Here is a 25,576-nt window from a genome sequence, read left to right as displayed (position 1 = left end):
GTCACTCCCCCATGGTCGGGGGCTGGTTGCCGTCGTCGCGCTGGGCGAGGAAACGCTCCACCGCCGCCGCGATCTCGTCGGCGGAGGGCAGGTCCTCGCCGGTGGGTTCGGTGTAGCGGTCGTACTGCTCCTCGAGCTGGCGCAGCAGCTCGCGGGCGGTCTCGTCGCCGCGGGTGTCGGCCTCGATGGACATCAGGTTGGCCTCGGCGGCCAGGTCGAGCTCGTCGGTGGGCAGGGCCAGTCCCGTCACCTCCACGTACTGGTGGAGAATGGTGGCCGCGGCCTGCGTGAAGGAGGCGTTCGCGAGGTAATGGGGCACGTGGGCGGCGGCACCATAGACGCTGATCCCGAGAGCACCCAGATGGTACTCGAGGTAGAACGCGAAGGAGGCCGGGATCTCGAGACGATCGATCCAGCGGGGGTTCGCCTGCCTCAGTTCCGGATCGGTGGAGTGGATGGCCAGGGGCGTGGGGCGCGTGTGCGGGAAGGCCATGGGCATGCCGTAGCCGGTCAGCAGCATCGAGACGTCGAGCTTCTCGATCAACCCGACCAGCTCGTCGCGGAACAACTGCCAGCGGTGATCGGGTTCCGGGCCGCGCATCACGAGGTACGGCATCCCCTCGGCGTCGCGCGCCAGGTGCAGGTTCAGCACTGGCTCCTCGAGCGAGGCCCAGTGGTCGCGGTCGAAGACCATGGCGGGACGACGGGCGCGATAATCGTGGACGAGGTCCATGCTGAACGACCCGAGCAGCTGAGGCTCGGAGTGCTCCAGGAGGGCCTCGATCAGCGTCGCACCGACGCGTCCCGAATCGATGAAACCGTCGAAGAAGTAGAACAACGGCGGTTCTGATCCCGCGACGGTGCCCCACAGGTCTTCGTTGATGGCAAACCAGTCGGACATGCCCCCAGCCTAACCGCTGAACTCCTGTTTCGCGCCTCCGCCGGAACCGCAGGGGCGAGCAGCCGCGCGGAAACAGAGGCCCGGAAAGCATTCCGAGCCGACCGGACCCGCCCCGGTCATCCGCGACGAACGACCTGCCGGGCCTCGCGCACGGGAATCATCACGACCAGCCCGGCGGCCAGCACCAGCACGATCCCGAGGATGCCGAAGTGCACCGCCGACTCGCCCGCCGGGACGAGGAACGATCCCAGCCACAGGGACAGCACCCACAGCGACGACGCCAGGAAGGACACCGCCCGGCCGGTCGTCGCGTACAGCCCGAACACCTCACCGGAGCGCCCCTCGGGGATGAGACGCGCCAGGAAGGACCGCGACGCCGACTGCGCCGGACCGACGAACAGGGTCATGGCGATCCCGAAGATCCAGAACACCACCGACCCCCGGTCGTGGAGCAGGAAGATGCACGACCCCAACCCCACCAGCGCGCCCAGCGAGATCAGGATCACCCGTTTCGGCCCGGTCCGGTCGTCCAGGTGCCCGAAGACGATGGTCGCGAGCCCCGCGACCACGTTGGCCACCACCCCGAAGACGATCACCTCGCCGGTGCTGAACCCGAACACCAGTTTCGCCAGCACCGCACCGTAGGTGAACACCCCTGCCAGGCCGTCGCGGAACAGCGCGGAGGCCAGCAGGAACCAGGTCGTGTGCGGGGAGACGCGGTGGATGCGGATCACGGAACCTATGAGGTCGCGGTAGGCCCGCACCGGCGACTGGCGCGGCGGCGGGGAGGCCACGGGCCGGTCCTTGATGGCCATGAACAACGGAATGGTGAACAGCACCGTCCACACCCCGCACAGCAGCATTGAGTTGCGCACCCCGTCGGGGCCGATGTCGGAGCCCGCGACGGCGACGATCAGCAGCAGGATCGCGATCCCGCCGAGGTATCCCATGCCCCAGCCGTACCCGGAGACGCGGCCGACGTTGCCGGGGGTGGCCACCTGGTCGATGGCGGCGTAGTAGTTGACGTTGGCCACCTCGGAGACGATGTTGCCGATCCCGAGCAGCGCCAAGCCCAGCCACAGGTACTGCTGCCCGGGCGCGACGAACCACAGCGCCGCCGAGACCGCCGCCAGCGCCCACGTCTGCCAGCGCAGGTGAAACATCCGCCTCCCGGAACGATCGGTTCCCTGCCCCAGCACCGGCGCCAGCAGCGCGATGAGAACCCCCGCCACGGCCATCGCGACACCCATCATCATCGCCGGGGTGTCGTCGCCGGACCCGGCCCCGAACAACGACCCGGAGGAGATGTAGGTGCTGAACACGAAGGTGGTGATGACGGTCGCGAAGGGCTGGGTTCCCCAGTCCCACATGCACCAGCTGAGGATCCTGCCCCAGGAGGTGCGTCGTTCACGCAGGGCGGCGGCGGGCGCCTGGGTCCGGAGTTGACTCACGGGAACAACCTAGTGCCATCCGACCCACCCCGCACCAGGATTCCACGACGAACCGGCGACCCGGGAGCGGCGTTTGCGGGCAACGCTCCCAACACTGCTACGGTGTGCTCGTCGGTGGCGCCCCAGGCGCCGGGGAACCCGGTGGGAATCCGGGACTGACGCGCAGCGGTGAGAGGGACCACACGGACACGTGGCCACTGGGAGGAATCCCGGGAAGGCGTCCGTGACGGAACGAACTCGAGTCCGAAGACCAGCCGACGACCCTGATCCACGCCTCGCGAAAAGGCCCTACTGGAAAGAGTTCCCATGCGTCCGCACATCCGTGTCCTGACCGGCGCCCTGGCCGCCGGCCTGCTGCTGGCAGGCTGCACCGGCGCCCCCACCAACACCGCGTCCTCCCCCGCCGGTTCGTCGTCCTCCTCGGCTCCCGTGACGTTGACCAACTGCGGCGTCGAGGTAACCTTCACCGAGGCACCGAAGGCCGCGGTGACCCTCAACCAGGGCGCCACCGAGGTGATGCTGGCCCTCGGTCTGGAGGGCAGCATGAAGGGCACCGCCTACCTCGACGACGCCGTTCCGGAACGCTGGAGGAGCGCCTACGACTCCATCCCGGTGCTGGCGGAGAAGTACCCGTCGAAGGAGGCCTTCCTGGCGGTCAAACCCGACTTCGCCTACGCCTCCTACGCGTCCGCGTTCACCGAGAAGAACATCGGCACCCGCGACGAGCTGAAGGGCGAGAGCGTGGGCACCTACCTGAGCCCGTCCGGCTGCGAGGAGCAGGGCAGCGCCGAGACCCCCGCCACCATCGAGGCCGCCTGGGGCGAGGCCACCGACATCGCCCGCATCTTCCGGGTGGAGGAGCGCGCCACCACGCTGGTCGAGGAACAGAAGGCGAAACTGGCGGAGCTGAAGCAACAGGCGGCCGGCAAGGGCCGGAAGGTGCTGTGGTACGACTCCGGGGACAAGGACGTGTTCGCGGGCACCGGCGGGGGCGGCCCGCAGATCATCCTCGACGCGGTGGGCGCCACCAACATCTTCGCGGACCTCCCGAAGGGCTGGGACAACGTCGCCTGGGAGAAGGTGGTCGAGGCCGATCCCGACGTCATCGTCCTGGCCGACGCGTCCTGGTCCACCGCCGCGGACAAACAGGCCCACCTGGAGTCCGACCCGGTGCTCAGCCAGCTGAGGGCCGTCAGGAACAAGGCCTACGTCACCATCCCGTTCTCCGAATCCACCCCCGGCATCAGGCTGGTCGACGGCGCCACGTCGGTGTCCGAGCAGCTCGCCAAGATCTGAGCGTGAACCGCTGGCTGGGATCCACCCTGCTGGGGGTGGTCCTCCTCGTGGTCATCGCCGCGACGGCCACGGTGGCCCTGGGGACGGGTTCGGCCGACATCTCGGCGGGCGACGTCGTCGACGTGGTGCTGCGGCGCCTGTCGATCATCGCCGGGGAGAACGTGACGGTGGAGACCGACCGGATCGTGTGGGAGCTGCGGATGCCGCGGGTGCTGGGCGCCCTGTCGGTGGGTGCGGCGCTGGCGATCTGCGGGGTGGTGCTGCAGTCGCTGACCCGCAACGAGCTGGCCGATCCCTACCTGCTGGGCATCTCCTCCGGGGCCTCCGTCGGCGCGGTGGCGGTGCTGGTGTTCGGCATCAGCCTGCCGTTCGTCCCGGCTCCCCTGACCCTGACGGTGGCGGCCTTCTGCGGCGCGATCCTGGCGATGATCCTGGTGCTGGGCATGGCGACGGGCCGGTCGGGCGCGTTGCCGCCGGGCCGCACGATCCTGGCGGGCGTGGCCGTCGGGCAGCTGTGCGGTGCGTTCACGTCGCTGGCGATCATGGTCTTCGGGCAGCGCGACGTCGCCCGCTCGGTGATGAACTGGACGCTCGGGTCGTTCGCGGGCATGCGCTGGCCGAACGCGACGGTCATGGTCTGCTGCGCCGCAGTGGCCGTGCTGGCGCTGCTGTTCGCCGCCAACACCCTCGACGCCTTCGCGTTCGGGGAGACCTCGGCGCGTTCGCTGGGGGTCAGCGTCAACCGGGCGCGCTGGGCGCTGCTGGTGGTCACGGCGCTCGTCACCGCCGCGACGGTGGCGGTGGCGGGGCCGATCGGTTTCGTCGGGTTGACCATCCCCCACCTGGTGAGGATCGCGACCGGCCCGGGACACCGCACGCTGCTGCCGCTGGCGGCGTTGGCGGGGGCGGCCCTGCTGCTGGTGGCCGACACCCTGGCCAGGACGATACGGCCCGGCACGGAGGTCCCGATCGGCGTGATCACCGCCGTCATCGGCGCACCCGTGCTGGTGTTCCTGCTGCGCAGACAGGCGGACCAGTCATGATCCGCCTGGAGAACATCGCGTGGGAGGCCGGCGGGCGGCGCATCGTCGAGGACATCGACGTCGATTTCGCCGCCGACACCGTGACCGCGCTGGTCGGCCCGAACGGTTCCGGGAAGACCACCGTCATGCACCTGGCCGCGGGCCTGCGGACACCCTCCGCCGGGCGGGTGCTGCTGGACGGCGAACCCCTGGCCGCGCTGCCGCCCCGGGAACGGGCCCGGCGGATCGCGCTGGTGGAACAGCACCCCAGCACCGACCTCGACCTGACCGTCCGCGAGGTCGTGGCGCTGGGACGGATCCCGCACGTCGGGTCCTGGCCGGGTGCGCGGGACCGCGACCGGGGTGCCGTCGACGAGGCGATGGAGGTGGCGGCCGTCACGCACCTGGCGTCGCGGCGCTGGCCGACGCTGTCGGGTGGGGAACGCCAACGCGTCCACCTGGCGCGGTCGCTGGCGCAGCGGCCGCGGATCCTGCTGCTGGACGAACCCACCAACCACCTCGACCTCAGCCACCAGCTGGACTTCCTGGAGCGGGTCAGCGGCCTCGACCTGACCGTCGTCGCCGTCCTGCACGACCTGGACCTGGCCGCCGCGTTCTGCCGCGACATGGTGGTGATGCACCGGGGTCGCCTCCACGCCCACGGGGCCATGGCGGAGGTGCTCACCGCGGAGATGATCGACGAGGTCTTCGAGGTGACGGCGCGCGTCGAGGTGGACGATCGCAGACGTGTGAACTGGAGTCGCAGATGAGAACCCTCCTGGTCACCCTCACCCTGTCCGACGCGGCACGCTGGCCGGAGCTGGCGGAGGTCGCGGGCGGGCTGGGGGCCGACGCGACGGTGCTGCAGGGCGAGGGGCCGGCGCTGGTGAACCAGCTGGACGCGCTGGCCGGGACCGGGCCGGAACCGGTGCATCTGGTCGGCGTCACCTTCGGCGACGACCTGGGTCCGGCGTCGTGGCTCGGACGGGTGGCGCGCTGGTGGCTCGACTCGCGGGGACCGCTGCTGGAGCTGTGGTGTTCCCGGCGTCCCCTGCGCGGGCTGCCCGGTCAGCTGCCCGGCCTCGACGACTCCCGCGTCCTGGGGCCGCGCGACTCCCTCACCAACCCGAACTGGGAACAACCCCCGCCCGTTTCCCGGCATGTGCTGGTGTGTCGCGGGCCGCGCTGCAACGCGAAGGGCGCACCCGAGACGCAGGAGGCCCTCGGCCGGGCGCTGGCGGAGGCCGGGGCGCTGGACGAAACGGTGCTGCTGACCGCGACGGGCTGCTGCTACCCGTGCAACCGGGCCCCCGTCGTCGTGGTGCAGCCCGACATGGAGTGGCTGGGTCCCGTCACCCCGGACGACGTCCCGGCGCTGGTGGCCGGCCTGGCCCGGAGGTGACGCCGGCCCGGAATGGGTGACCCCCAGGGGTCGTAGAGTCTGGTGCGCGTGACGGCCCCGGCCAATGGGGGTCCACCGGCAGGGACGCGTCGAGCAGTGTGACGGGCACACAACGGTACCCGGTACGGATCGTCTCGCATCGGTTTCGAGATGGACGTGAGGAGGACACCTTGAGCGTGGGTATGCAACTGCGAATCGGCGCACAGCGGCAGGCCGCGGAAACGGTGCTGGACACGTGCGAAGATCTTTCGGAGGAGGTCAAGAAATTCGCCGAGTCGGTGGAGGATCACCTGAAGAACGTGACGGGATCGGCAGCGGTCTCGGTGGCCGACGTCACCAATCACTGGGCGGAGTCGTTCAAGGTGTTTCACGAGGATCTCCAGAGGTACGCGCATGCGCTGGTGGAGGTCGACAAGGCCGCGGCCGAGAACGAGGAACGGGTCAACAAGTCTTTCGAGGACATCGTCAATTCGATCAAGTCCAGAATGGAGGGTTGACATGGGAGAAAGAACCTTCATCTACAAGGAGGCCGAGGCGCAGGCCCTGCAGGATGCCTTCACCCAGATGGCCTCGGATCTTCACACCGACATGAGCGACATGCGCTCCCGGATGAACTCCGACCTGTCGGGCTGGAGCCAGGACACGGAATCCCGGCAGGCACAGCAGAAGAAGGACCAGGACTTCAATGACCGTGCCGAGGAGCTGGCGGACGTCCTGGACAAGGCCGCGACCGCCATCGGAGAACTTCGCGATCTCGCCCACAAGGCCGAGGTCGACAACGTCGCGGTCCTGGACTGAGAGGTTGCACGATGCCTTCATACGATTTCGAGGTGGACCTGGAGTCCTTGGTGAACGCCGCCCAGAAGACCGCCGAGGTGATACAACTCAAGAAGGACAACGACGTGGAGGACTACGTGCCGACACAGAAGGCAGTGGCCAATGATGACCTGTGGGAAGCGGTTGACGAGTTCCAGGATCGGTGGGAACGGACCATCAACGCGATGACCAAGGACGTCGAGGAGATATCGGGTCGCCTGAGCAAGGTGGCATCGAACTACATCGACTACAACACCGCCGCCGAACAGAAGCTGGCTCCCGTGAAAAGCGCGGCAGAAGCCCTTCCGACTGATTCCCTGATGGGAGGTTCCTGATGACCGAGCCGGAATACGGATACCCGGATTTCATCATCAAGGGAAGCCCGGACGAGATTCGCAGCCGCACGAGCATCATGAGGGAGCGCGCATCCGATTTCGACACCTTGGCGGATTCCCTCAGGTCGGTGAGCACGGACGGCTGGGTGGGGCGGGCCGCCGATCGCTTCCATGAGCGTTTCAAGCCCGAACCGGACAGGTGGACCAAGGCCGCCAACGGCTTCCGCAAGGCGGCCGAGGCCCTGGATTCCTACGCCGACAGCCTCGCCTCGGCGCAGGCCGACGCACAGATCTGCAAACAGAATTTCGACGCGGCCAATGTCCGGTCGGCACAGGCCAAGGCCGACTACGACAGGTCGGTCGAGGAGGGGTATCGGAAGAAGGCCGAGTGGGAATCGCAGAACGGACCTGGCACCTACACCCTGACCATCGAGCCTTTCCAAGACCCGGGCGAGGCGCAACGCAGCAAAGCGGTGACCGACTACTTCGGTCTGTGTGACGACATGAAGGCGCAGGGATCGACGGCGGCGGCCACGGTCCGAGCGTCATGCGATGGGGCCGACGCGGCACGCAACTGGCTCGAGTCGGGGGTGGCCTTCGTCGGTGGGATCCTCCTCGGGGCTTATGAATCACTGAAGAAAGCCTCGGACTTCGTCTTCGATATTCAATTCGGCAGGACCTTGGGTCTCGTGAGTGATCTGGCACGAGTCGCTACCGGCGACCTCACCACGGAGGAATGGGCGGCGAAGATGCAACTCCCGGCGAAGGAGGGCGCGGCGGTGCTGCAGGCAGCGATTGCGGATCCGAAGGCCTTCGGCGGCGCCGTGGTCGATTCCATACTGGACATGGACAATCTCAAGGACGATCCTGCGCGGGCCATCGGCGGCTACATCCCGGACCTTGCACTGGCTGCCGCCACCTTCGGCGGCAGTGGAGCGGCCAGTGCCACGTCCAAGACGGCGGGTAGTGCATCCAGGGTGGCCGAGGCGGCCAAGACGGCCAGGGACGTCAAGGGAGTAGTTGACGACGCAAACAAAGCCGTGGATCACGCGAAGGCGATGGACCAGGAATTGGACGGCAAACGCAGGCAGGACGCCCTGGACAGCGTCGACGAGGCCACCCAGGATTCCCACCCGGAAGGCCTGCTCGACATGGCCGAATCCCTGTGATCCCGGGCCGCGTCCCTCCCCCGCAGACCGGCCCCGGCTCCACCCTCTACACTGCGCCGCATGGACGCGCTTGAACGGGCCGAACTGGCCGAGAAGGCCGCCGAACGCGAGGCCGCCCGGGCACAGGTCCTCATCGACCGGTTCGTCGCCGAGGCCCTCGCCTCCGGCCCGAAGCCGGTGCCGTTGCGGGCCAGGACCCTCGACGGGCACGTGGTGAGGACGGATCGCCGCGGCTGGTATCTGCGCCGCGACCGTTCGATCGCCATCGACACCGACGGCGGGTATCACGTTCTCCACGTTCCCGGCGGCCTTGTGGCGCGCCTCAGGGGCGTGAAACTCGAACCCACCCGGCCGTCGCTGCAGGTGGGGCGGGGAGGTCGCGACGGGGAAACCGGAGACCTGCGTGAATTCCTCACCTGGGTGCTGGAGGGAAGAACCCCGCAGCATCCCTGACCCCTCCTCCCGGGTCCTCACGTGCACGAAAGTGAGGAATCCACAGGAAACACACTTTTCCACACATTCCCTGTGGAAAGTTTCGCGGAAAAACCAAGGTTCCCGCGCGTGACGCCACCGGCTCCGGCCATCACCCCGGTTCGCCGAACAGGCCTCCCGGCTGGCCGAAAGTTCGTTTTTCCGCGGTCTCTCTCCCGCATCGCCCCGGGTGCTACTAGGCTTGATGCACCGGACGCCACAGGCGACGCCCGAAGAGATGAAAGGCATCATCATGGAGACCACGGAGGCAGTAAGCGAAACCAGAAGCGTAGCGGTCACCCGGGTGGCCCCTACCCAGCTGGAGGCCGTGTGGAGGGCCCTCATGGCCCCCGCCGGCGCGCAGGCACTGCTCGGCGCAGGCGGGCAACTCGGCAACAAGGGGGAGTCGTGGAGAGCCGAGGACGGCACCTACGGCATCACCCGAAGCTTCCACCCGAAGGAACAGATCCGATTCTCGTGGCACGCGTCCGAGGGGGCGCCGGCCACCCTCGTCGACCTCAGGATGCGTGTCGTCGACGACGGCACGGAACTGAGGATCGTCCACGAGAACCTGCCCGAGGACGCCGACCTCGAGGCGCTCCGCTCCCGCTGGGAGACGACCCTCGAAAACCTGATCGCCGCTGCCTGACAGCGCCGCGACCACCCGCGACGCGGGACCGTGCGCGCGGCCCGGTCGACGGACCATCCGTCGACCGGGCCGCGTGCCGTTCTCGCCCCTCGAAATTCCCCCACACCCCCTCCCGCCCCGCACCCACGGGCGTAAAGTGAGCCGGGACAGACTGGCGACGTAGCCAGTACACAAATGATCGCTAGGGAGCATCATGACCGAGCTACCGCGAGAAGCGGTGACAGCACCAGAAGAGAAAGCCCTCCGCGCCGCGACGGACCCACGGCCCGCCCGGCGCAATCCCACGAAGGGCATCGGGCTGCTCGGAGCCGCGGTCGGCGTACTCTGTCTCACCTCGTGCGATTCCGGTGGCGGCCAGTCGGGTAGCCACATCGGCGGGGAGGCGAACCTCCAGCTGCCCAAGCTCGATTCCGTTTCCTTCCTCGGCCTGCCGGGCAGCGTGCTGCTCGGTCTCGGACTGATCGTGTGCGCCCTCGGCCTGGTGTTCGGGATCATCACCTATTCGCAGCTGAACCGCATGCCTGTGCACACGGCGATGCGGGACGTCTCCGAGCTGATCTACACCACCTGCAAGACCTACCTGAAACAGCAGGGCCGGTTCCTGCTGCTGCTGTGGGCCTTCATCGCCGCCATCATCGTCATCTACTACCTGTTCCTCGTCAATTTCGGGGTGGGCAGGACGGCCGTGGTGATCCTGTTCTCGCTGATCGGCATGGGCGGCAGCTACGCGGTGGCCTGGTACGGCATCCGCGTCAACACCCTGGCCAACTCCCGCACCGCGCACGCCGCGATGTCCGGGCGCCCCTACCCCTGCCACGACATCCCGCTGCGCTCCGGGATGAGCATCGGCATGGTTCTGATCTCCGTCGAGCTGGCGATGATGCTGGTCATCATGGTGTTCCTGCCCGGCGAGATCGCGGGTTCGTGTTTCATCGGTTTCGCGATCGGTGAATCGCTGGGTGCGTCGGCGCTGCGCATCGCAGGCGGGATCTTCACCAAGATCGCCGACATCGGTGCCGACCTGATGAAGATCGTCTTCCACATCAAGGAGGACGACGCCCGCAACCCCGGCGTGATCGCCGACTGCACGGGCGACAATGCCGGCGACTCCGTCGGCCCCTCGGCGGACGGTTTCGAAACCTACGGCGTGACCGGTGTGGCGCTGATCACCTTCATCCTCCTCGGGGTCCAGGACCAGATGGTGCAGGTGCAGCTGCTGGTGTGGATCTTCGTGATCCGCGCCGTGATGGTGGTGGCCTCCGGGATCTCGTACTTCGTCAACGCCGCCATCACCCGCGCCCGCTACCGCGATGCCGCCGAGATGGACTTCGAGGCGCCCCTGACGTCGCTGGTGTGGCTGACCTCGGTGCTGTGCATCGCGTGCACCTTCGGCACCTCCGCGGCGCTGATCGGTGGCCTGCCCGACGGGATGTGGTGGAAGCTGTCGCTGATCGTCAGCTGCGGCACCCTGGCCGGGGCGCTGATCCCGGAGCTGGTGAAGGTGTTCACCTCCACCAATGCCCGCCACACCCGCGAGGTCGTGGTCTCCTCCAACCAGGGCGGGGCGTCGCTGAACATCCTCTCCGGCCTGGTTGCGGGCAACTTCTCCGGCTACTGGATCGGGCTGGCGATCACCGGGCTGATGGGGCTCAGCTTCATCATCTCGACCATGGGGCTGGCCCAGATCATGATCGCCCCCGCGGTGTTCGCGTTCGGTCTGGTGGCGTTCGGATTCCTGGGCATGGGACCCGTGACAATCGCCGTCGACTCCTACGGTCCGGTCACCGACAACGCCCAGTCGGTGTTCGAACTGTCCACCATCGAGGAGATCCCCGGCATCGAGGAGGAGCTGGAACGCGACCTGGGCGTCCGCCCCGACTTCGAACGCGCCAAGCACTTCCTCGAGGCCAACGACGGCGCCGGCAACACCTTCAAGGCGACGGCGAAACCGGTGCTGATCGGCACCGCCGTGGTGGGGGCCACCACCATGATCTTCTCCATCATGATGGGGCTGACCAACAGGCTCACCGAGAACCTGGAGAACCTGTCGCTGCTGCACGCCCCGTTCCTGCTGGGCCTGCTGCTGGGCGGCGCGGTGATCTACTGGTTCACGGGCGCCTCCATGCAGGCCGTCACCACGGGCGCCTACCGGGCCGTGGAGTTCATCAAACAGAACCTCCATCTCGACGGCGAGACGAAGGCCTCCGCGAAGGACTCCAACAAGGTGGTCGAGATCTGCACCCAGTACGCCCAGAAGGGCATGTTCAACATCTTCCTGGGCGTGTTCTTCGCCACCCTCGCGTTCGCCTTCGCCGAACCGTTCCTGTTCATCGGGTTCCTCGTCGCGATGGCGCTGTTCGGGCTCTACCAGGCCATCTTCATGGCGAACGCCGGCGGCGCCTGGGACAACGCCAAGAAACTCGTCGAGGTGGACCTCGACGCGAAGAACACCCCGCTGCACGACGCCACCGTCGTGGGTGACACCGTCGGCGATCCCTACAAGGACACCTCCTCGGTGGCGCTCAACCCGGTGATCAAGTTCTCGACGCTGTTCGGGCTGCTGGCCGTCGAACTGGCCACCGCGATCACCGCCCAGGGCCTGGGCACGCTGGCCCACGTCCTGGCCGCGGTGTTCCTGCTCGTCTCCGCCTTCTTCTGCTACCGCTCCTTCTACGGCATGCGGATCGGCGAGAGGATCGAGGACATCAAGGCCTGACGGCCCGAGGGACGGGTGGGACCGGGAACCGACACCCCGGCCCCACCCTCCGTTCGTTCCGGGACGGGAATGTGCAAGAGTGGATGTAGTCGAGTGCGCCCGCGTGGAGAGGAACCATCATGAGCAGCCCGCAGTACCCCCACGACCCGTACGGCGGCGACCAGCAGGGAAACGTGTGGGAGCAGTCGCAACCCACCGGGAACGTCTGGGACCCACAGGCGACGGACGCCTGGGGCCAGCAGGCGGTTTCCAGTGATTCCCCGCACGGACTGCCGCCCTCCCCTCCCCCGGGCGGGCCCATGGGTCAGTCGGCGCCCCCACCCCAGCAGCAGCCACCGCAGGTCCAGCCCCGCCCGAACAACTTCTTCGCCGCGCTGTTCGACCTCGGTTTCACACGTCGCATGAGCACCGCGGCCCTCAGGATGACCCATCTGCTCGGCACCGTCACGGCGGCCCTGCTGGCGGTCGCGATCCTCGCCGTGGGCCTCACCAGCCAGAACACACTGCTCATGGTCGTCACACCATTTCTGGCTGTTCTCGGGTTTCTCACCACGATGGCCGTCATCCGTGTGATACTGGAGACGTATCGGGCCGTTGCCGGCGAGCCCGACTGATGAGCCGGTTGGGCCGGGCCACACACGACAGAGACTCAGCCCGGTCCAACCTTCATCACCCGGCCATCCCCGAGAAGCCCGCCAGCGGACCCGCCGCAGCCGGTAGGTTGTAGTCGTGAGCATCACCGTCAAGACGATCAGCGCCGACGAGCACCTCGCCTTCGTGGCCGCTCGTGGGCAGGCGAGCTTCCTGCAGCTTCCCGCATGGGGAGAGGTGAAACCGGAGTGGCGTTCCGAGTCCGTTGGGTTCTTCGACGGCGACACCCTCACCGGAGTGGGACTCGTCCTGTACCGACAACTGCCGAAGCTGCCCCGCTACCTGGCCTACCTGCCCGAGGGACCCGTCCTCGACTGGGAACGCCCCGACATCGACGCCCACCTGGAGGCGCTCGTCGCCCACGCCCGCCGCAACAAGGCGTTCGCCGTGCGGATCGGCCCGACCGTGGTGCACCACCGCTGGTTGGCGCCCACCGTGAAGGCCGCCATCGCCGACCCCGGGATCACGGCCCTGTCGCAGGCCACCCCCGACGAGACCACCCTGGTCGGCACCCGGGTGGCGCGAACCCTGGACCATCTCGGTTGGCAGCCCCAGGGTGAGGGACACGGCTTCGCCGCCGGACAGCCGAAGTTCAACTACCAGCTGCGCCTGACCGACACCGAGGGAACGCCCCTGACCGACGAGCAGCTGCTCAAGGGCATGAACCAGCTGTGGCGCCGCAACATCAAGAAGGCCGACAAACTCGGCGTGACGGTCACCCGGGGGGAACGCGCCGACCTGGCCCGGTTCCACCACATCTACCTGGAAACCGCCGAACGCGACCACTTCACCGGCCGCGGGCTGCACTACTTCGAGACGATGTGGGACGCCCTCAACGCCGAGGAACCCGACAGGATGCGCGTCTACCTCGCCGAGCACGAGGGCGACCTGGTGGCGGCCACCACCTTCATCCGCGTCGGCACCCACGCCTGGTACTCCTACGGCGCCTCCACCACCGCGAAACGCGAGGTCCGCGGCTCCAACGCCATCCAGTGGCGCATGATGCGCGACGCCCGCGACGCCGGGGCAGACATCTACGACCTGCGGGGCATCACCGAGGGCCTGGCGGCCGACGACCCGGAACTGGGGCTCATCCAGTTCAAGGTCGGCACGGGAGGCGAGGCCGTCGCCTACCTCGGGGAATGGGACAAACCCATCAGCTCGTTCCTCCACTTCGCCTTCCAGCAGTACCTGAAGCGACGGTGACATGACCCTCACACTGACCATCGACACCCGCGCCTGGCGCGATCACCTCAAACACGTCCACGAGGAGTTCCCCGGCCTGGTGCCCGTCGCCAAGGGCAACGGCTACGGCCTCGGGCTGGACGTCCTGACCCGCGAGGCCGAGCGTTTCAACAACGACTACCTCGCCGTCGGCACCGCCCACGAGGTCGCGACGGTGCGGGAGGCGGGATGGTCGCGCGACGTGATCGTCCTGAACCCGTGGCGGCCCTTCGACGACGCGGCCACGGCCCTGCTCGACGATCCCCGCGTCATCACCGTCGTCTCCCGCCTCACCGACCTCGACGAGCTGCGCACCACACACCCACGGACCCGGGTGGCGGTGGAACTCATGACCTCGATGCGCCGGCACGGCATCGCGCCACAGGAAATCACCACGGTGGACACCGGACAGCTCGGTTTCGAGGGCTGGACCATGCACCTGCCGTTGAAGGGGCAGCTGTCGGAGGCCAGGCAGCTCGCCTCGGAGGCCGTCGCCCACCAGCGGGGAGCGGTGTGGGTCTCACACCTGGGCGTGAACGACTACCGCAGGCTGCGCACCCAGCTGGGCGTGCAGACCCGGATGCGGATGGGAACCCAGCTGTGGCTGGGGGCCCCGCAGGCGCTGAGGACCACCGCCACCGTCCTCGACGTGCACCGCGTCACCCGCGGCTCCCGCTACGGCTACAACCAGTCCCGCGCCCCCCGGGACGGCTGGTTGGTGATCGTCAGCGGCGGCACCTCGCACGGCATCGCGCTGTCGGCGCCGTCGCCGGCCCGGTCGCTGCGGCAGCGCGGCGTGAGCCTGGCGCAGGGAGTCCTGGACGCCGCCGGGGTTTCGCGCTCACCGTTCAGCATCGAGGGTCGCAAACGCCCCTTCGCGGAACCCCCGCACATGCACGCCTCCATGGTGTTCGTCGGGGGCGCGAGCGCCGGGGTCGAGGTCGGCGACGAGGTCCCCGTCACCGCCCGCCAGACCACCACCACCTGCGACGAGATCGTCTGGAACTGAGAGGCACCACCACCGATCAGGCCGGCGGTGAAGGCCACCCACAAACACCAGGGATTGTTGAATACAATGCTCCTTGCCCCGGGCTGGGAGTAAAGTATTCAACATGGGTCGCAGGGCTGTCGATTTCACTCCGTACGCGCGCGAGGCCGCCGAACTGATGGGGGCCAACGTGCGGCGAAAACGCGCCGCCATGGGATGGACCCTCGATGAGCTGGGCGCGCGGGCGGGATGCACGCGATACACCGTCGCCGCGATCGAGCGCGGCTCGCCCAGCGTGTCGGTGGGAAACCTCTTCAACGTCTACGCGGCGCTCCGGCTTCCGCTGTTCACCCCCGACCCCGTCGAGCTCTCCCGCCTGAACAGGCTCAGCCACGACCTCGTGGCGCTTCTGCCGGGCAGGGTGATCCCCGACACCGAGGTTGACGATGACTTCTGAACGCCTGTACGTCTGGGCCTGGCTGCCGGGCGCCAGCACACCGATCGTGTGCGGCGTGGTGGAGGAGCAACGTGGCCATCACCGCTTCAACTACGGTCGCAGTTATGTGGAAAACCCTGACGCGATTCCCCTGTACGGGATACCCCTGAGGCAGGGGGCCGCGCCTCTGCCGAACGGCTTGACCCTCCACGGGGCCTTGCGGGACGCCCTGCCGGATGCGTGGGGGCAACACGTCATCCTGCAGCGGCTCACCGGGCGATCCGGCACGTCCGGCGACCCGGCAGAGCTGTCGATGATGACCTACATGAGGGAGTCAAGTTCCGATCGCTTCGGGGCGCTCGACTTCCAGGAGTCACCGACGGTCTATGTCGATCGCAGTGATTCGGCGAGCCTGGCAGATCTGGACGAGGCCACTGAACGTCTCCAGCGAGGAGACACGCTACCGCGGACCCTGGAAGCCGCCTTTGCCCACGGCACCAGCATCGGAGGAGCACGTCCCAAGGCCACCTTGACCGAGGGCAACCTCCACTGGATTGCGAAGTTCTCCTCGACCACCGATCGGCGTCCCGCCATGCGGCACGAAGCACTTGCCCTGTTCCTGGCCCGGCGAATGGGTGTCGACACGGTCGACTTCAAGCTCACCGAGGTCCGGGGTCGTGATGTTCTGCTGGTGCGACGTTTTGATCGCGCCGAGGGCGGGCTGCGGTTCATGACGGTATCCGGACTGACCATGCTCAACCTGGATGAGATGTTCGGCCGCTACGCCACCTATCCCGATCTGCTGGACGTCCTGACAAGCCACGGAAATGATCCGGCCCGCGTTGGACGAGATCTCTTCCGCAGGATTGCCGCCAACATCGTGCTCGGAAACAGTGACGACCACGCACGCAACCACGCTGCCCTCTGGGACGGCAGGCACTTGAGGCTTTCGCCGGCTTTTGACATCGATCCCTGCCGTTCCCCGGGCTGGGACAGCAACCAGGCCATGGCCTACGGACGCGAAGGTCAACGAGCCTCGACGTTGAAAGGGCTCATCGGTTGCGCGCCGACCTACCGTCTGTCAGCCACCGAGGCCTCGGAAATCGTCGATCAGTGCGTGTCCGCCGTTGAGGACAACTGGGCCTCGGCCCTTGACCATGCGAGACTGACGGCCTCTCAGGCCAAGGTCCTTCGAAACGTCATCCTGAACAAGGGGATCCACGACCACCGGGACGCGCCGGGGAACGGGTAGGGGCCGGGCCCGCGACCTCGTTCAGCACCCCGCCGATCGGGTCGGCGACCTGCGGGGTGCGCAGCGGATCGCGGTCCGGATCGGCGGCGTCACGCAGGCAGGAGACGAAGATCCATACCTCCACGACGATCCGCAGGATGATGGTGGCGAAGTAGATGTTCGGGTTCGAGTTGAGATGCCCGGCCAGGTATCCCCAGATCGCGGCCCAGTAGATCACCTGGGTGAGGGTGAAGGCCACCCATTCCGGGCGGCAGGGACGCCCCACCAGCAGCGCCAGCAGCAGCCACAGCGCGGTCTGGGGGGCGTAGGTGGCGCCGAACAGCACCGTCGGGAACACGAACAACACCACCAGGGTGCCGACGCGCGGCCGGTGTCCCCGCAGGTAGAGCCAGGCCACCATGACCAGCAACAGCAGTGCCGTCAGCATCAGCCCCAGCGACCCCGCGGCCCGCACATCCCAGCCGAACAGACGCCCGAGGTAGAACAGCGACCCGTAGGACAGGGCCTTCGTCGCCTCGCCCTGGTAGTACCCGGCGACGGCCTCCCAGTTCAGGATCAGCAACGGCAGGTGCAGCGCCGCGACGGTGGCCGTCGCGGCTCCGAGAAACGCCCCGGCCTTCCCGACCGGGCCCCGAAGCGCAAAGGCCAGGGTCACCGCCAGCACCACCGCGATCGCCACCAGGCCCGCGCAGACCGCGAGTCCGAGCACGATCCCCGACCACACCGGCCGTCCCTTGGAGAACAGCAGCAGCCCGAGGGCCGTCAGCGAGACCGCGAACAGGTCCCACGACACCAGCCCGGAGGCCAGGACCACGGGCGAGGCCGCCAGCCACATGCCATCCCAGGAGCGGTACCGGCCTCCTCGTGAATCACGCCCCATGAAGGTCTGGCACAGCACCCACAGCAGGAAACATGCGAACAGCAGCACCATGCAGACGGCGTAGAACACCTGCGCGCCGTCGAGCTGTGCCTGCACCCCCAGCGACACGCCGACGGGGGCCCCGAGCAGACCGGAGATCCAGATCGCGACGAACAGCAGCAGACCGAGCAGCGGCGGGTAGAGCATTCTTCCGCCGTCGAGGGGATGGGAGCCGAGCGCGAAACCGCTGCTCGCCCACGCCAGCGGCACATCCGAGTAGCAGAGCATGATGAACGCGTTGACCCGGGCCCCCTCGGTGGTCTGGACGCACGGTATCTGCCGCAGCGAACAGACCACGAACAGCGCCGTCGCGACCAGCAGCGACCACGGCAGTGGATCGAACCACGGTCCCGAACGCCGGGCGTAACGCCCGGCCGGCCCTCCGAGACCCTCCAGCAGCGCACTGTTCATGCGAACACCTTAGAGGCTGCGTGAACAGATCCAGGCAGCCATGGACCGCGATGACACGACCGCGGACGGGGGACGGAAACCCCGATGACGCGGGGGCGTCCCCTCGTCAGCCCCCGTCCCGTTCACGGCCGCTGTTGCCCCGCTGGCCGTCCCCGTCTCCCTGCTGGCCGCCGCCGGGGCCTCGCTCGTCGTTGCCGGGATTGGTCGGCTGGGTGTTTCTCCCACCCGTCGGTTGCTGCGTCGCCCTGCCGCCGTTGGTCGGCTGGGTGGTGGGCCACTGCGACGACCTGGTGCCGCGACTAGGCGACGACGTGGGCGTGCCCCGACCGCCTTCCGAGTTGCTGGGCTCGGATGTGGGCCGCCGGCCCTCGACCGACGGTTCAGGGGTGGGTTGGGCGCTCTGGGTCGGTTGGGCGCTCTCGGTGGGTTGGGCGCTCTGGCTGCTGGGGGCCTCCGTGGGTGCGGTCGACTTCCCCTGGATCGGTTTGGCCTTGTCGAACTGCTTGACCTCCTGCCCCTTGGTGGCGGTCTGCATGTACTCCACCCACGTCGTCAACGGATAGGTGGAGCCGAAGAAGGTCTTGTCCCCGGGTTTCTTGTAGGCGTCGAGGTCCTCGTTGCCGGAGTCGCCCGCGACGTACATGACGGCCGTGGAGATCTGCCGGGTGTAGCCGACGAACCACGCGGACGTGATGGTGTCCTCGACGCCGTTGGTTCCGGTCTTGCCCGCGACGGGCCGGTTCAGCTGCGACGCCTTCGTGCCGGTGCCCTCCTCGACGACGGAGGTCAGGGCGTCGGTGACGTTGGCCGCCACGTTCTCCTCGACGGCCTGGGTGGCCTCGTTCTTCGCCTCGTAGACGGCGTTGCCGTTGCGATCCAACACCTTCGCCACGAAGTGGGCCTCCTTGCGTTTCCCGGAATCCGCGAGGGTGGCGTAGGCGTTCGCCATGTTCAGCGGGCTCACCTCGGCGGCCCCCAGGGCGATGCGGTTGTTGGCGTCCCAGCCGGCCCCGGTCGGCGCGCCCGCGTCGTTGGCGGCCTGGATGACGGCGCCGGCCCCGTTGTTCATGGACTCGGTCATGTCCACGAACGCCGTGTTGATGGATTCCGCGACGGCCTTGCGCAGCGTCACGTCACCGTACTGTTCGTTGAACTCGTTGCGGATCGGGACGCCGTCGCCGCGCGGGGTGAACGTGTCGCCCTTGAGGGTGCTGTCCAGGGAGTAGCCGTTGCGCAGCCCCGCCACGGTCGCGAACGACTTGAACGTGGACGCCGCCGGACGCGGCGTCGTCGACCAGTTGCGGGAGTTCTGCGTGTAATCGGGGCCGCCGTACATCGCCAACACCCCTCCGGTGGCGGTGTCGATCGACGAGATCGCGACGTGCAGCTGGGACGCGTCCTGCTGGGGTTTCGCCTTGGTCGCGGCCTCCTCCGTGTACTTCTGCGCGGTGGCGACGGCGGCGTCCTGCATGTTCTTGTCGAGGGTGGTGACCACCTTCAGGCCGCCGCCCTGCACCTCGGCGTCGCTGAAACCGAGGTTCGACAGCTCCTGCTCCACCTGGGCCACGAGGAATCCCTTCGGGCCGCCGTAGCGGTCGGAGACGGGCACCTCCGGGAACTCGGGGAGGGCCGGCCGGGCCGCGTCGTGATCGGCCTGGTTGATGTAGCCGTTCTCCAGCATCTGGTCGAGCACGTACTGGTAGCGGCCCAGGAGCCGTTCCCTGCTCTTGTCGCCCGCGGACGGGTTGAGGCCGGCGGGGTTGTTGAGGATGGCGGCGAGGGTCGCGGCCTCGGACAGGCTGAGTTCGGAGGCCGACTTCAGGAAGTACGACTTGGCGGCCGCCTCGATGCCGTAGGCGCCCCGGCCGAAGTAGATGGTGTTGAGGTAGCCCTCCAGGATCTTCTCCTTCGGCACCTCCCGGCCCATCTTCATGGCCAGGATCAGCTCCCGGACCTTGCGGCCCGCGGTGCGTTCGGAACTCAGGTAGAGGATCTTGATGTACTGCTGTGTGATGGTGGAGCCGCCCTGCACGTCACCTCCCCGGGCGATGGTCCACAACCCGCGGAGCATGCCGGGCAGGGAGAACCCCGGGTCGGTGAAGAAGGTGGAGTTCTCGGCCGCCACCACCGCGTTCTTCATCACCTGCGGCATCTGGTCGTACTCGAGGGTGATGCGGTTCTGCACGGCCAGTGAGCCGAGCTGCTCCTGCCCGTCGTTGTAGTAGATGAACGTGGTGTTGGTGGTGAAGTCGCTGTTCGGATCCGGCAGTTTCGTCGTCGCGTACAGGTATAGAAAAGCGCCCACCCCCGCCAGACTCGCGACGAGGAACAACACGAGCATCGCCAGCCCGGTCCTCGCCAGAATCTTCCGGGCGCGGGACTTCGGGCGTTTCGACGCGCGTTTGCGCTTCTTCTCCGGTTCGGGCACCGGCTGCTGATCCTGCTGTTCCATAAGCCCCAGATTATGCGCTGAAGGCGGGCGACTCGTCCACGAGGGTGAATCTCATAGGCCACGGATTACGTGGTCCGGGCGAAACCGGGATTCCGACGACGCCCGGCGGGGGCCGTCATGGTGATCAACGCGCCCCACAGCAGCGGGGAGGATCCCAGGTCGGGTTTCCTCCGCCAGGCGGCGAGTTTCCGGCGTTGCAGGCCGCACAGCGAGGCGACCGGGTCGGCGTCGGACTGGGCGTGGTCGACGGCCTGAGCCAACCATTCGAAGGCCCCCACCGCCTTGGTGTCCACCAACCCGATGGCGTGATCGGTGGGCAGCGTCCACAGGGTCGCGTGCACCACCTCGGCGCCGTTGATCAGCAGCGCGGTGCCGAGCCCGAAGGGTTCGTGCTGGGTCAGGTCGGTGCCCGAGGCGCACGCCACCACCCCGACCCTGGGCGGCATCCGCCACCTCCCGGCCTCCCGCACCAGCCGCGAGGCCCGCAGCCTGTTCGCCTTCCCGTCGCCCACGAGGAAAATGGTGTCGGCGGTGTCCCGGGCCTCTCTGGCGCAGTGCCCGATCATGAGCAGTCGCGCGATGTTCCCGGCCTCCGTTTCGAGGAGGGCCCGGAGCTTCTCAAGGCCGCTGTACCCGGCGGAGAACTGTTCCGCGCCGTGCCCGTGACAGCCGCAGGGGTCGAAGTTCTCCGATAGCACCCGTCCGCTGCTGGTTCTCGGGTCGACGACGTGCAGCGCCCGGCCAGGCGTCGCGGGGGTGGCGCCGGGTGCGTCCGGGTCGATGTCGCGGGGCAGGACCGGGGCGATCCAGGAAACGTCGGCGACATCCAGCAGCCGCATGTCATCGTCATCGAGCACCAGCAGCCCCCACGGCACGACGGCGGCGGGCGGGCTGGGCGCCACCCGCACCGCCACGCGTTGCCCGCCGGCCGCCGCCTCGATCAGCTGGCGGCGCAGGTCGCCGGGCAGCAGCGCCCGCGACAACGCCCGCATCAGCTCCAGCTCGTCGTCGCAGCGGGTCAGGGGGCCGTACAGCCCCAGCCTCCCCAGGACGTCCTGCCGGCTCACGGTTCCGGAGGTCGCGAGCCGCCGCGGGCTGTCGCGGTTCTTCTTCCTGTCCGGGTCCGGTTCCCGGGGCAGGGCGGCGCGGAACGCCGCGACCGCATCCCGGAGCCCCTCGACGCGATGCACCCCGACCGGGCGGGCGGGGTCGTTCCAGCGCCACGTCACCCAGTCGCCGTCCGCGCCGTCGCCGACGATCTGCACCACCCGGCCGCACCGTCCCGTTTCCTCCACGTCACGCCCTTCCACGCGGATGCCAGACTTGTCCCATGCCTCAGGATGCCATTGCAACACCCGGGCCGCGGCGGATCGGCCCCGATGTCCACGACGACGTCACGGCGGGGCTGCTCACCGAGCGGCTGGCCGTCCCCGGGGACGCGACGATCGAGGTCGTCTTCCGCGACGAGGCGGTCGCGGCGCTGTGGGAGGGGCATCCGCGGGTGCGGGCCGCCGCCTACGGGAGGCGGCTGGCGCGGCTGGTGCTGGCGGTCGCGTCGCCGTCGACCCCGGAGCGGGTGGCGCCGCCGCCGGTGATCGTCGGCGACGGACCCCTGAACGCCACCATCGCCGAGGAGCTGGTGGCGGGCTGGTCCGAACCGGGCCAGCCGATGGTTGTGCACTGCGTGGGCCGCGACGAGACCTGGGCCCGCGACGTGGCCGACTGGGCGGGCGGGGCGGCGCGGATCTCGTGGTCGCAGGGGTCGCTGCGGCCCGAACCGGTGCTGCGGCGGATCAATGAGCTGCTGGCCGGCTGGGACGCTCCCCCACCCGGTCGGGGCACCCCGACCGGGCCTGCGGTGATCGTCGCCTGCGCCGACGAGATGCTGACCCCCGTCGTCGCGGCCGCGGTGGCCCGGGACGTGCGGAAGGCGCGGGTCGCGATGATCACCCCCGGTGGGATCCGCTGGCCGCAGTTGCCCGGGGTGGCGCAGTTCACGCTGGAGGAGTCGGCGGTGCTGGCCCTGGATCCGCGGTTCTCGCCGACGCAGCAGCTGGCCCGGTTGATCCTGGACGACGCCGCCTGGCTGGGTGCCGCGGACGCCGAGGCCACCCGGCCCGAGGGGCCGATCCTCGCCGATGTCGTCCGCTCCCCGGAGGGCCGGGCGGTCTGGGAGGCGCAGTCGGAGGAGCTGCGGGGGCAGCTGACGGGGCTCGCCGGGGCCTGCGGGGAGCTGCTCGCGACGGGGTCGGTGGAGCTGGCCCCCGGTGGGGTGCGGGAGCCGTCGGCGATCCTGCTGGCCCCGGCGGAGCTGGCCGCGATGGCGTCGCGAATACTGGGGTGGCTCGGCCGGGACAGGACTCCGGGCACCTGGTTGACGGCCCTCGAACTGGCGTCGCGGCTGCCGGTGCTGGCCGCCCGCGCCGGTTTCACGCCCCGCCGGCCCGCCGGCCACGACCCGCTGCTCACCCCGGAGCTGGTGGAGCTGCTGGCCCCGCAGGTGCACCTGGCCTACCAGAGGATCGGCGAGGAGACGGACAACGCGACGGGCTCGCCGCTGGCGCTGAAGCTGTGGGAGGACCTGGACGATTTCAACAGGGCCAGCAACCGGGCGGCCATCACGGGCAGCGCGGTCACCCACGCCGCGACGGGCCTGACGTGGCGGCGCCCCACGGAGGAGGGAGGGGTGCTGCTGGACGAGGCACTGCTTGAGGAACTCGGCCGGCTGGAGCACCGTCGCTGGGCCATTCACGAACGCCGCAACGGTCGCGGGGACCACAAATGGGCCAAACCCTGGAACGAGATCAAGGATGTCCAGCACTACGACATCGCGATCATGCGCCACCTGCCGCGCATCCTGGCCGCCGCGCACATAGAACTGGCAACCGCCCCGGCCGACGCCGGCTGAGCCGGGTGCCGGGTCGGGGTCATCGCCCCTGCCCGCCGGTTCGCCTGCCTTACGGTCGTCTGCTTGCGCTACAGCGCTGGCGAACGACGCGAAGACAAGCGCCACCGTCGGATTGGCAAGCGGACGACAAGAAGACCAGCGAACTCGGCACACGGGAGGAGCCGGGATCAGCCGACCCCTGCCGGGCCGCGACGAAGGAAAGGCCCGTGTCGGAGCCTGTCTCCACAAGCTGGTTGAGCCAGCGCGTGAGCGAAGTGAGTGGCTGTGTCGGAATCGCTTCTGGCGGCCGGTAGAAGGTCCCGACCTGCGGGTGGGGCTGGCCTGTCCGGGCTCGTTGGGGGTTTTGTCCGTCAGTAGGGTTCGTACAGGTTGTTCAGCGAGGTTTTGGGAGGTTTGTCGTGTCGATGCCGCCAACGAGCCCTGAGAGCCCCAGCTCTTCTGGGTGTTCCAGGTATTCGGTGTTTGTGAGTTATTCCCGTCGGGATGATGTCGGGGGGTGGGTGGAGCGGTTGGTGGAGGCTTTGCGTCGGGAGGCTGAGGAGGTTCTTGATGACGGGTTCGAGGTGTTCTTTGATCGGCATGGGTTGAGGACTCGGGAGGAGTGGCGGACCCAGTTGGCGTGGGCGGTGCGTGAGGCCGAGGTGTTGTTGGCGTGTGTGTCCAAACCGTATTTCGAGAGTGATTTCTGTTTGTGGGAGTTCCGGGAGTACGAGGTCAAACCGGTGGGTCCGGATTCCCGGGATGGGTTGGTGCCGGTGTTTCTGGAGGACACCACCGTGTGGGATCAGCCCGATCAGGAGCATCGGGACTGGCATGACCGGGTGACGGGGATGCAGGGTCAAGAACTGAAGGATGTGTTCAGCCGTGATGCCGATGCCGTCTTGGAGGGTGCGGAGGCGCGGGTTCGTGCCTTGGGTGATGAGCTGTATCGGCAGAGACAGAATCGTCGCCGTTGGGACGCGACTCCCGGGAATCTGGTGCGTGGTACGTCCCGGTTCGTGGGTCGTACACGGGAACTTTCCCGGCTTGGTGCGGTGTTGGCGTCGTCGTCGAGCATTGGTGTGGTGACCGCGGTGCGGGGTTTGGGTGGTATCGGTAAAACCGAGTTGGTCAGGCATTACGGGAACCGGTATCGGGGTCGCTATGCGGGAGGTATCTGGCAGGTTCCCGCGGAAGGGGCGAGGGAGATGCTGCCCCTGCTGGCCCGGCTCGCCCCGGAGCTGCCAGGTCTTCTGCTTCCTGAGGAGGCCCGGGGTGATCCGGAACTCACGGGCAGGCACGTGTTGATGGAGTTGCGGCGCCGCACCACCAAAGGTCATGTGTTGGTGATACTCGACAATGAGGCTTATTCACAGGCGACGCGTCGACCAGCGAAACCCCTAGTCAGAGCGCACTTGAGGATGGCTGTGAATAAGCCTCAATGTCTCCGAAGCGGCTCTGCTGACCGATGTCCAGGTGGGTGTGTTGCCGCAGGACAGTGATATGCACGTGGCGGTGACCACCCGTCTCGGCACGGAGGATTTCGCTGGTTCCACCCGTCTGGAACAGATCCACCTCCAAGGGTTGAGCATCAACGAGTCCGTTTCCCTGTTGCGGGCTTTCCAACCCGACCACAAGGGGGATCGTCGTGCTGATTTTCGTAGTGAGGATGACCGGGCGGCCGCCGAGGAGTTGGCGGAGCTGCTCGACGGGTTCACCCTGGCGGTTGAGCAGGCCGGGGTGTATCTGTCCACCCACCCGGAGGACACGGTCCGTGACTACCTGACCCATCTGCGTTCCCGGAACCTGACCGCAAGCGACACCATGCTAGACGATGACAGCAAAACCCGGATCGAGCATCGTGAGAAACTGTTGTCGGTGATCCTCGATCAGTCACTCACCGACCTGGAACACACCCTCCCCGGCTCCTTGCAGGTGCTTCGACTGGCCGCCGCCATGCCCCCCGACACCATCCCCTGGCCCTGGCTGGAGGAACTAACCAAACGGACCGATCCGGAGGTGTTTGAACCGACACCGCAGTTCCTGAAGGGCCGCTGGACCCGGATCCGCCGCACCCTGGAAGGCCGCGACCTGATCACCGAAGGACGCCACCCCGGAGCAACAGGCC

At 68.1% G+C, this 25,576-nt stretch carries 24 protein-coding genes and 1 riboswitch; of the genes, 19 read left to right on the top strand and 5 right to left on the bottom strand.

The genetic code is table 11. From position 1 onward, the window contains the following. Position 1: 1 nt before the first annotated feature. Together E0E39_RS00120 and E0E39_RS00115 are read right to left on the bottom strand one after the other, a co-directional pair. A complete protein-coding gene (locus E0E39_RS00120; RefSeq protein WP_130872933.1) occupies positions 2–901 on the bottom strand; it encodes a PAC2 family protein in 900 nt (299 codons plus the stop codon). A gap of 116 nt (positions 902–1,017) precedes the next feature. Further along, complete coding sequence (locus E0E39_RS00115) at positions 1,018–2,271, bottom strand: MFS transporter (RefSeq protein ID WP_207302527.1); 1,254 nt, start codon at positions 2,269–2,271, stop codon at positions 1,018–1,020. A gap of 176 nt (positions 2,272–2,447) precedes the next feature. After that, positions 2,448–2,625, top strand: a riboswitch (cobalamin riboswitch). A gap of 33 nt (positions 2,626–2,658) precedes the next feature. Between E0E39_RS00115 and E0E39_RS00110 the strand changes: the two genes are divergently transcribed. From E0E39_RS00110 to E0E39_RS00035, 16 genes are all read left to right on the top strand, one after another. Continuing rightward, positions 2,659–3,648, top strand: a complete 990-nt coding sequence (locus E0E39_RS00110; RefSeq protein ID WP_130872931.1) for an ABC transporter substrate-binding protein — start codon at positions 2,659–2,661, stop codon at positions 3,646–3,648. Between the two features lie 2 nt (positions 3,649–3,650). Continuing rightward, the gene (locus E0E39_RS00105; protein ID WP_130872930.1) at positions 3,651–4,691 is read left to right on the top strand and encodes a FecCD family ABC transporter permease; all 1,041 of its coding nucleotides are present in this window, start codon (positions 3,651–3,653) and stop codon (positions 4,689–4,691) included. Next, the gene (locus E0E39_RS00100; RefSeq protein ID WP_130872929.1) at positions 4,688–5,440 is read left to right on the top strand and encodes an ABC transporter ATP-binding protein; all 753 of its coding nucleotides are present in this window, start codon (positions 4,688–4,690) and stop codon (positions 5,438–5,440) included. Before E0E39_RS00105 ends, E0E39_RS00100 begins: the two co-directional genes overlap by 4 nt. Beyond that, positions 5,437–6,072 (top strand): (2Fe-2S) ferredoxin domain-containing protein, encoded by a 636-nt coding sequence (locus E0E39_RS00095; protein ID WP_130872928.1) that lies wholly within the window; start codon positions 5,437–5,439, stop codon positions 6,070–6,072. Before E0E39_RS00100 ends, E0E39_RS00095 begins: the two co-directional genes overlap by 4 nt. A gap of 170 nt (positions 6,073–6,242) precedes the next feature. Continuing rightward, entirely contained in the window at positions 6,243–6,569 is a 327-nt protein-coding gene (locus E0E39_RS00090; protein WP_130872927.1) for a hypothetical protein, read from the top strand. Between the two features lies 1 nt (position 6,570). Next, on the top strand, positions 6,571–6,870 hold the full coding sequence (locus tag E0E39_RS00085; RefSeq protein ID WP_130872926.1) for a hypothetical protein: 300 nt from the start codon (positions 6,571–6,573) through the stop codon (positions 6,868–6,870). Positions 6,871–6,881: 11 nt separating this feature from the next. After that, positions 6,882–7,223, top strand: coding sequence for a hypothetical protein (locus tag E0E39_RS00080; RefSeq protein WP_130872925.1), 342 nt, complete (start codon positions 6,882–6,884; stop codon positions 7,221–7,223). Beyond that, a complete protein-coding gene (locus E0E39_RS00075; protein WP_130872924.1) occupies positions 7,223–8,392 on the top strand; it encodes a WXG100 family type VII secretion target in 1,170 nt (389 codons plus the stop codon). The genes E0E39_RS00080 and E0E39_RS00075 overlap by 1 nt, the downstream gene beginning before the upstream one ends. A gap of 60 nt (positions 8,393–8,452) precedes the next feature. Continuing rightward, positions 8,453–8,845 (top strand): hypothetical protein, encoded by a 393-nt coding sequence (locus E0E39_RS00070; RefSeq protein WP_130872923.1) that lies wholly within the window; start codon positions 8,453–8,455, stop codon positions 8,843–8,845. Positions 8,846–9,101: 256 nt separating this feature from the next. After that, positions 9,102–9,512 (top strand): SRPBCC family protein, encoded by a 411-nt coding sequence (locus tag E0E39_RS00065; RefSeq protein ID WP_130872922.1) that lies wholly within the window; start codon positions 9,102–9,104, stop codon positions 9,510–9,512. 193 nt (positions 9,513–9,705) lie between these two features. Continuing rightward, on the top strand, positions 9,706–12,228 hold the full coding sequence (locus tag E0E39_RS00060; protein WP_130872921.1) for a sodium-translocating pyrophosphatase: 2,523 nt from the start codon (positions 9,706–9,708) through the stop codon (positions 12,226–12,228). 119 nt (positions 12,229–12,347) lie between these two features. Continuing rightward, on the top strand, positions 12,348–12,842 hold the full coding sequence (locus tag E0E39_RS00055) for a hypothetical protein (RefSeq protein WP_130872920.1): 495 nt from the start codon (positions 12,348–12,350) through the stop codon (positions 12,840–12,842). Positions 12,843–12,957: 115 nt separating this feature from the next. Next, a complete protein-coding gene (locus E0E39_RS00050) occupies positions 12,958–14,085 on the top strand; it encodes a lipid II:glycine glycyltransferase FemX (protein ID WP_130872919.1) in 1,128 nt (375 codons plus the stop codon). 1 nt (position 14,086) lies between these two features. Then, positions 14,087–15,112 (top strand): alanine racemase, encoded by a 1,026-nt coding sequence (locus E0E39_RS00045; protein WP_130872918.1) that lies wholly within the window; start codon positions 14,087–14,089, stop codon positions 15,110–15,112. Positions 15,113–15,215: 103 nt separating this feature from the next. Next, a complete protein-coding gene (locus E0E39_RS00040) occupies positions 15,216–15,548 on the top strand; it encodes a helix-turn-helix domain-containing protein (protein ID WP_130872917.1) in 333 nt (110 codons plus the stop codon). Then, positions 15,538–16,779, top strand: a complete 1,242-nt coding sequence (locus E0E39_RS00035; protein WP_130872916.1) for a type II toxin-antitoxin system HipA family toxin — start codon at positions 15,538–15,540, stop codon at positions 16,777–16,779. The genes E0E39_RS00040 and E0E39_RS00035 overlap by 11 nt, the downstream gene beginning before the upstream one ends. On the opposite strand, the gene E0E39_RS00030 is transcribed toward E0E39_RS00035, so the two are convergent. The 3 genes from E0E39_RS00030 to E0E39_RS15590 form a co-directional block, all read right to left on the bottom strand. Then, positions 16,727–18,109, bottom strand: coding sequence for a hypothetical protein (locus tag E0E39_RS00030; protein WP_130872915.1), 1,383 nt, complete (start codon positions 18,107–18,109; stop codon positions 16,727–16,729). The genes E0E39_RS00035 and E0E39_RS00030 overlap by 53 nt on opposite strands. 106 nt (positions 18,110–18,215) lie before the next feature. Continuing rightward, positions 18,216–20,561, bottom strand: a complete 2,346-nt coding sequence (locus E0E39_RS00025) for a transglycosylase domain-containing protein (RefSeq protein WP_130872914.1) — start codon at positions 20,559–20,561, stop codon at positions 18,216–18,218. Between the two features lie 65 nt (positions 20,562–20,626). After that, entirely contained in the window at positions 20,627–21,871 is a 1,245-nt protein-coding gene (locus tag E0E39_RS15590) for a hypothetical protein (protein ID WP_165444562.1), read from the bottom strand. A gap of 20 nt (positions 21,872–21,891) precedes the next feature. Between E0E39_RS15590 and E0E39_RS00015 the strand changes: the two genes are divergently transcribed. The 3 genes from E0E39_RS00015 to E0E39_RS00005 form a co-directional block, all read left to right on the top strand. Beyond that, a complete protein-coding gene (locus tag E0E39_RS00015; protein ID WP_165444561.1) occupies positions 21,892–23,469 on the top strand; it encodes a hypothetical protein in 1,578 nt (525 codons plus the stop codon). A gap of 404 nt (positions 23,470–23,873) precedes the next feature. Further along, positions 23,874–24,950 carry a toll/interleukin-1 receptor domain-containing protein gene (locus E0E39_RS16705; protein ID WP_425470696.1) on the top strand — a complete coding sequence of 359 codons (1,077 nt, stop codon included), beginning with the start codon at positions 23,874–23,876 and terminating at the stop codon, positions 24,948–24,950. Then, positions 24,934–25,576 (top strand): hypothetical protein (locus tag E0E39_RS00005; RefSeq protein ID WP_130872910.1); only part of this gene is annotated, 643 nt, incomplete at its 3' end. The genes E0E39_RS16705 and E0E39_RS00005, both read left to right, overlap by 17 nt.

Source organism: [Pseudopropionibacterium] massiliense, assembly GCF_900607225.1.
GTDB lineage: Bacteria > Actinomycetota > Actinomycetes > Propionibacteriales > Propionibacteriaceae > Arachnia > Arachnia massiliensis.
Note: the sequence above shows the minus strand (reverse complement) of the source record. Positions and strands in the feature narration are given on the sequence as shown.

Bases quoted from the DNA above. Each gene is read 5' to 3' on its own strand.
- E0E39_RS00080 (WP_130872925.1), top strand. From the start codon at position 6,882: ATGCCTTCATACGATTTCGAGGTGGACCTGGAGTCCTTGGTGAACGCC.
- E0E39_RS00060 (WP_130872921.1), top strand. From the start codon at position 9,706: ATGACCGAGCTACCGCGAGAAGCGGTGACAGCACCAGAAGAGAAAGCC.
- E0E39_RS00025 (WP_130872914.1), bottom strand. From the start codon at position 20,561: ATGGAACAGCAGGATCAGCAGCCGGTGCCCGAACCGGAGAAGAAGCGC.
- E0E39_RS00095 (WP_130872928.1), top strand. From the start codon at position 5,437: ATGAGAACCCTCCTGGTCACCCTCACCCTGTCCGACGCGGCACGCTGG.
- E0E39_RS00110 (WP_130872931.1), top strand. From the start codon at position 2,659: ATGCGTCCGCACATCCGTGTCCTGACCGGCGCCCTGGCCGCCGGCCTG.
- E0E39_RS00070 (WP_130872923.1), top strand. From the start codon at position 8,453: ATGGACGCGCTTGAACGGGCCGAACTGGCCGAGAAGGCCGCCGAACGC.
- E0E39_RS00115 (WP_207302527.1), bottom strand. From the start codon at position 2,271: ATGTGGGACTGGGGAACCCAGCCCTTCGCGACCGTCATCACCACCTTC.
- E0E39_RS16705 (WP_425470696.1), top strand. From the start codon at position 23,874: ATGCCGCCAACGAGCCCTGAGAGCCCCAGCTCTTCTGGGTGTTCCAGG.
- E0E39_RS00075 (WP_130872924.1), top strand. From the start codon at position 7,223: ATGACCGAGCCGGAATACGGATACCCGGATTTCATCATCAAGGGAAGC.
- E0E39_RS00120 (WP_130872933.1), bottom strand. From the start codon at position 901: ATGTCCGACTGGTTTGCCATCAACGAAGACCTGTGGGGCACCGTCGCG.
- E0E39_RS00035 (WP_130872916.1), top strand. From the start codon at position 15,538: ATGACTTCTGAACGCCTGTACGTCTGGGCCTGGCTGCCGGGCGCCAGC.
- E0E39_RS00040 (WP_130872917.1), top strand. From the start codon at position 15,216: ATGGGTCGCAGGGCTGTCGATTTCACTCCGTACGCGCGCGAGGCCGCC.
- E0E39_RS00100 (WP_130872929.1), top strand. From the start codon at position 4,688: ATGATCCGCCTGGAGAACATCGCGTGGGAGGCCGGCGGGCGGCGCATC.
- E0E39_RS00045 (WP_130872918.1), top strand. From the start codon at position 14,087: ATGACCCTCACACTGACCATCGACACCCGCGCCTGGCGCGATCACCTC.
- E0E39_RS00055 (WP_130872920.1), top strand. From the start codon at position 12,348: ATGAGCAGCCCGCAGTACCCCCACGACCCGTACGGCGGCGACCAGCAG.
- E0E39_RS00030 (WP_130872915.1), bottom strand. From the start codon at position 18,109: ATGAACAGTGCGCTGCTGGAGGGTCTCGGAGGGCCGGCCGGGCGTTAC.
- E0E39_RS00065 (WP_130872922.1), top strand. From the start codon at position 9,102: ATGAAAGGCATCATCATGGAGACCACGGAGGCAGTAAGCGAAACCAGA.
- E0E39_RS00015 (WP_165444561.1), top strand. From the start codon at position 21,892: ATGCCTCAGGATGCCATTGCAACACCCGGGCCGCGGCGGATCGGCCCC.
- E0E39_RS00085 (WP_130872926.1), top strand. From the start codon at position 6,571: ATGGGAGAAAGAACCTTCATCTACAAGGAGGCCGAGGCGCAGGCCCTG.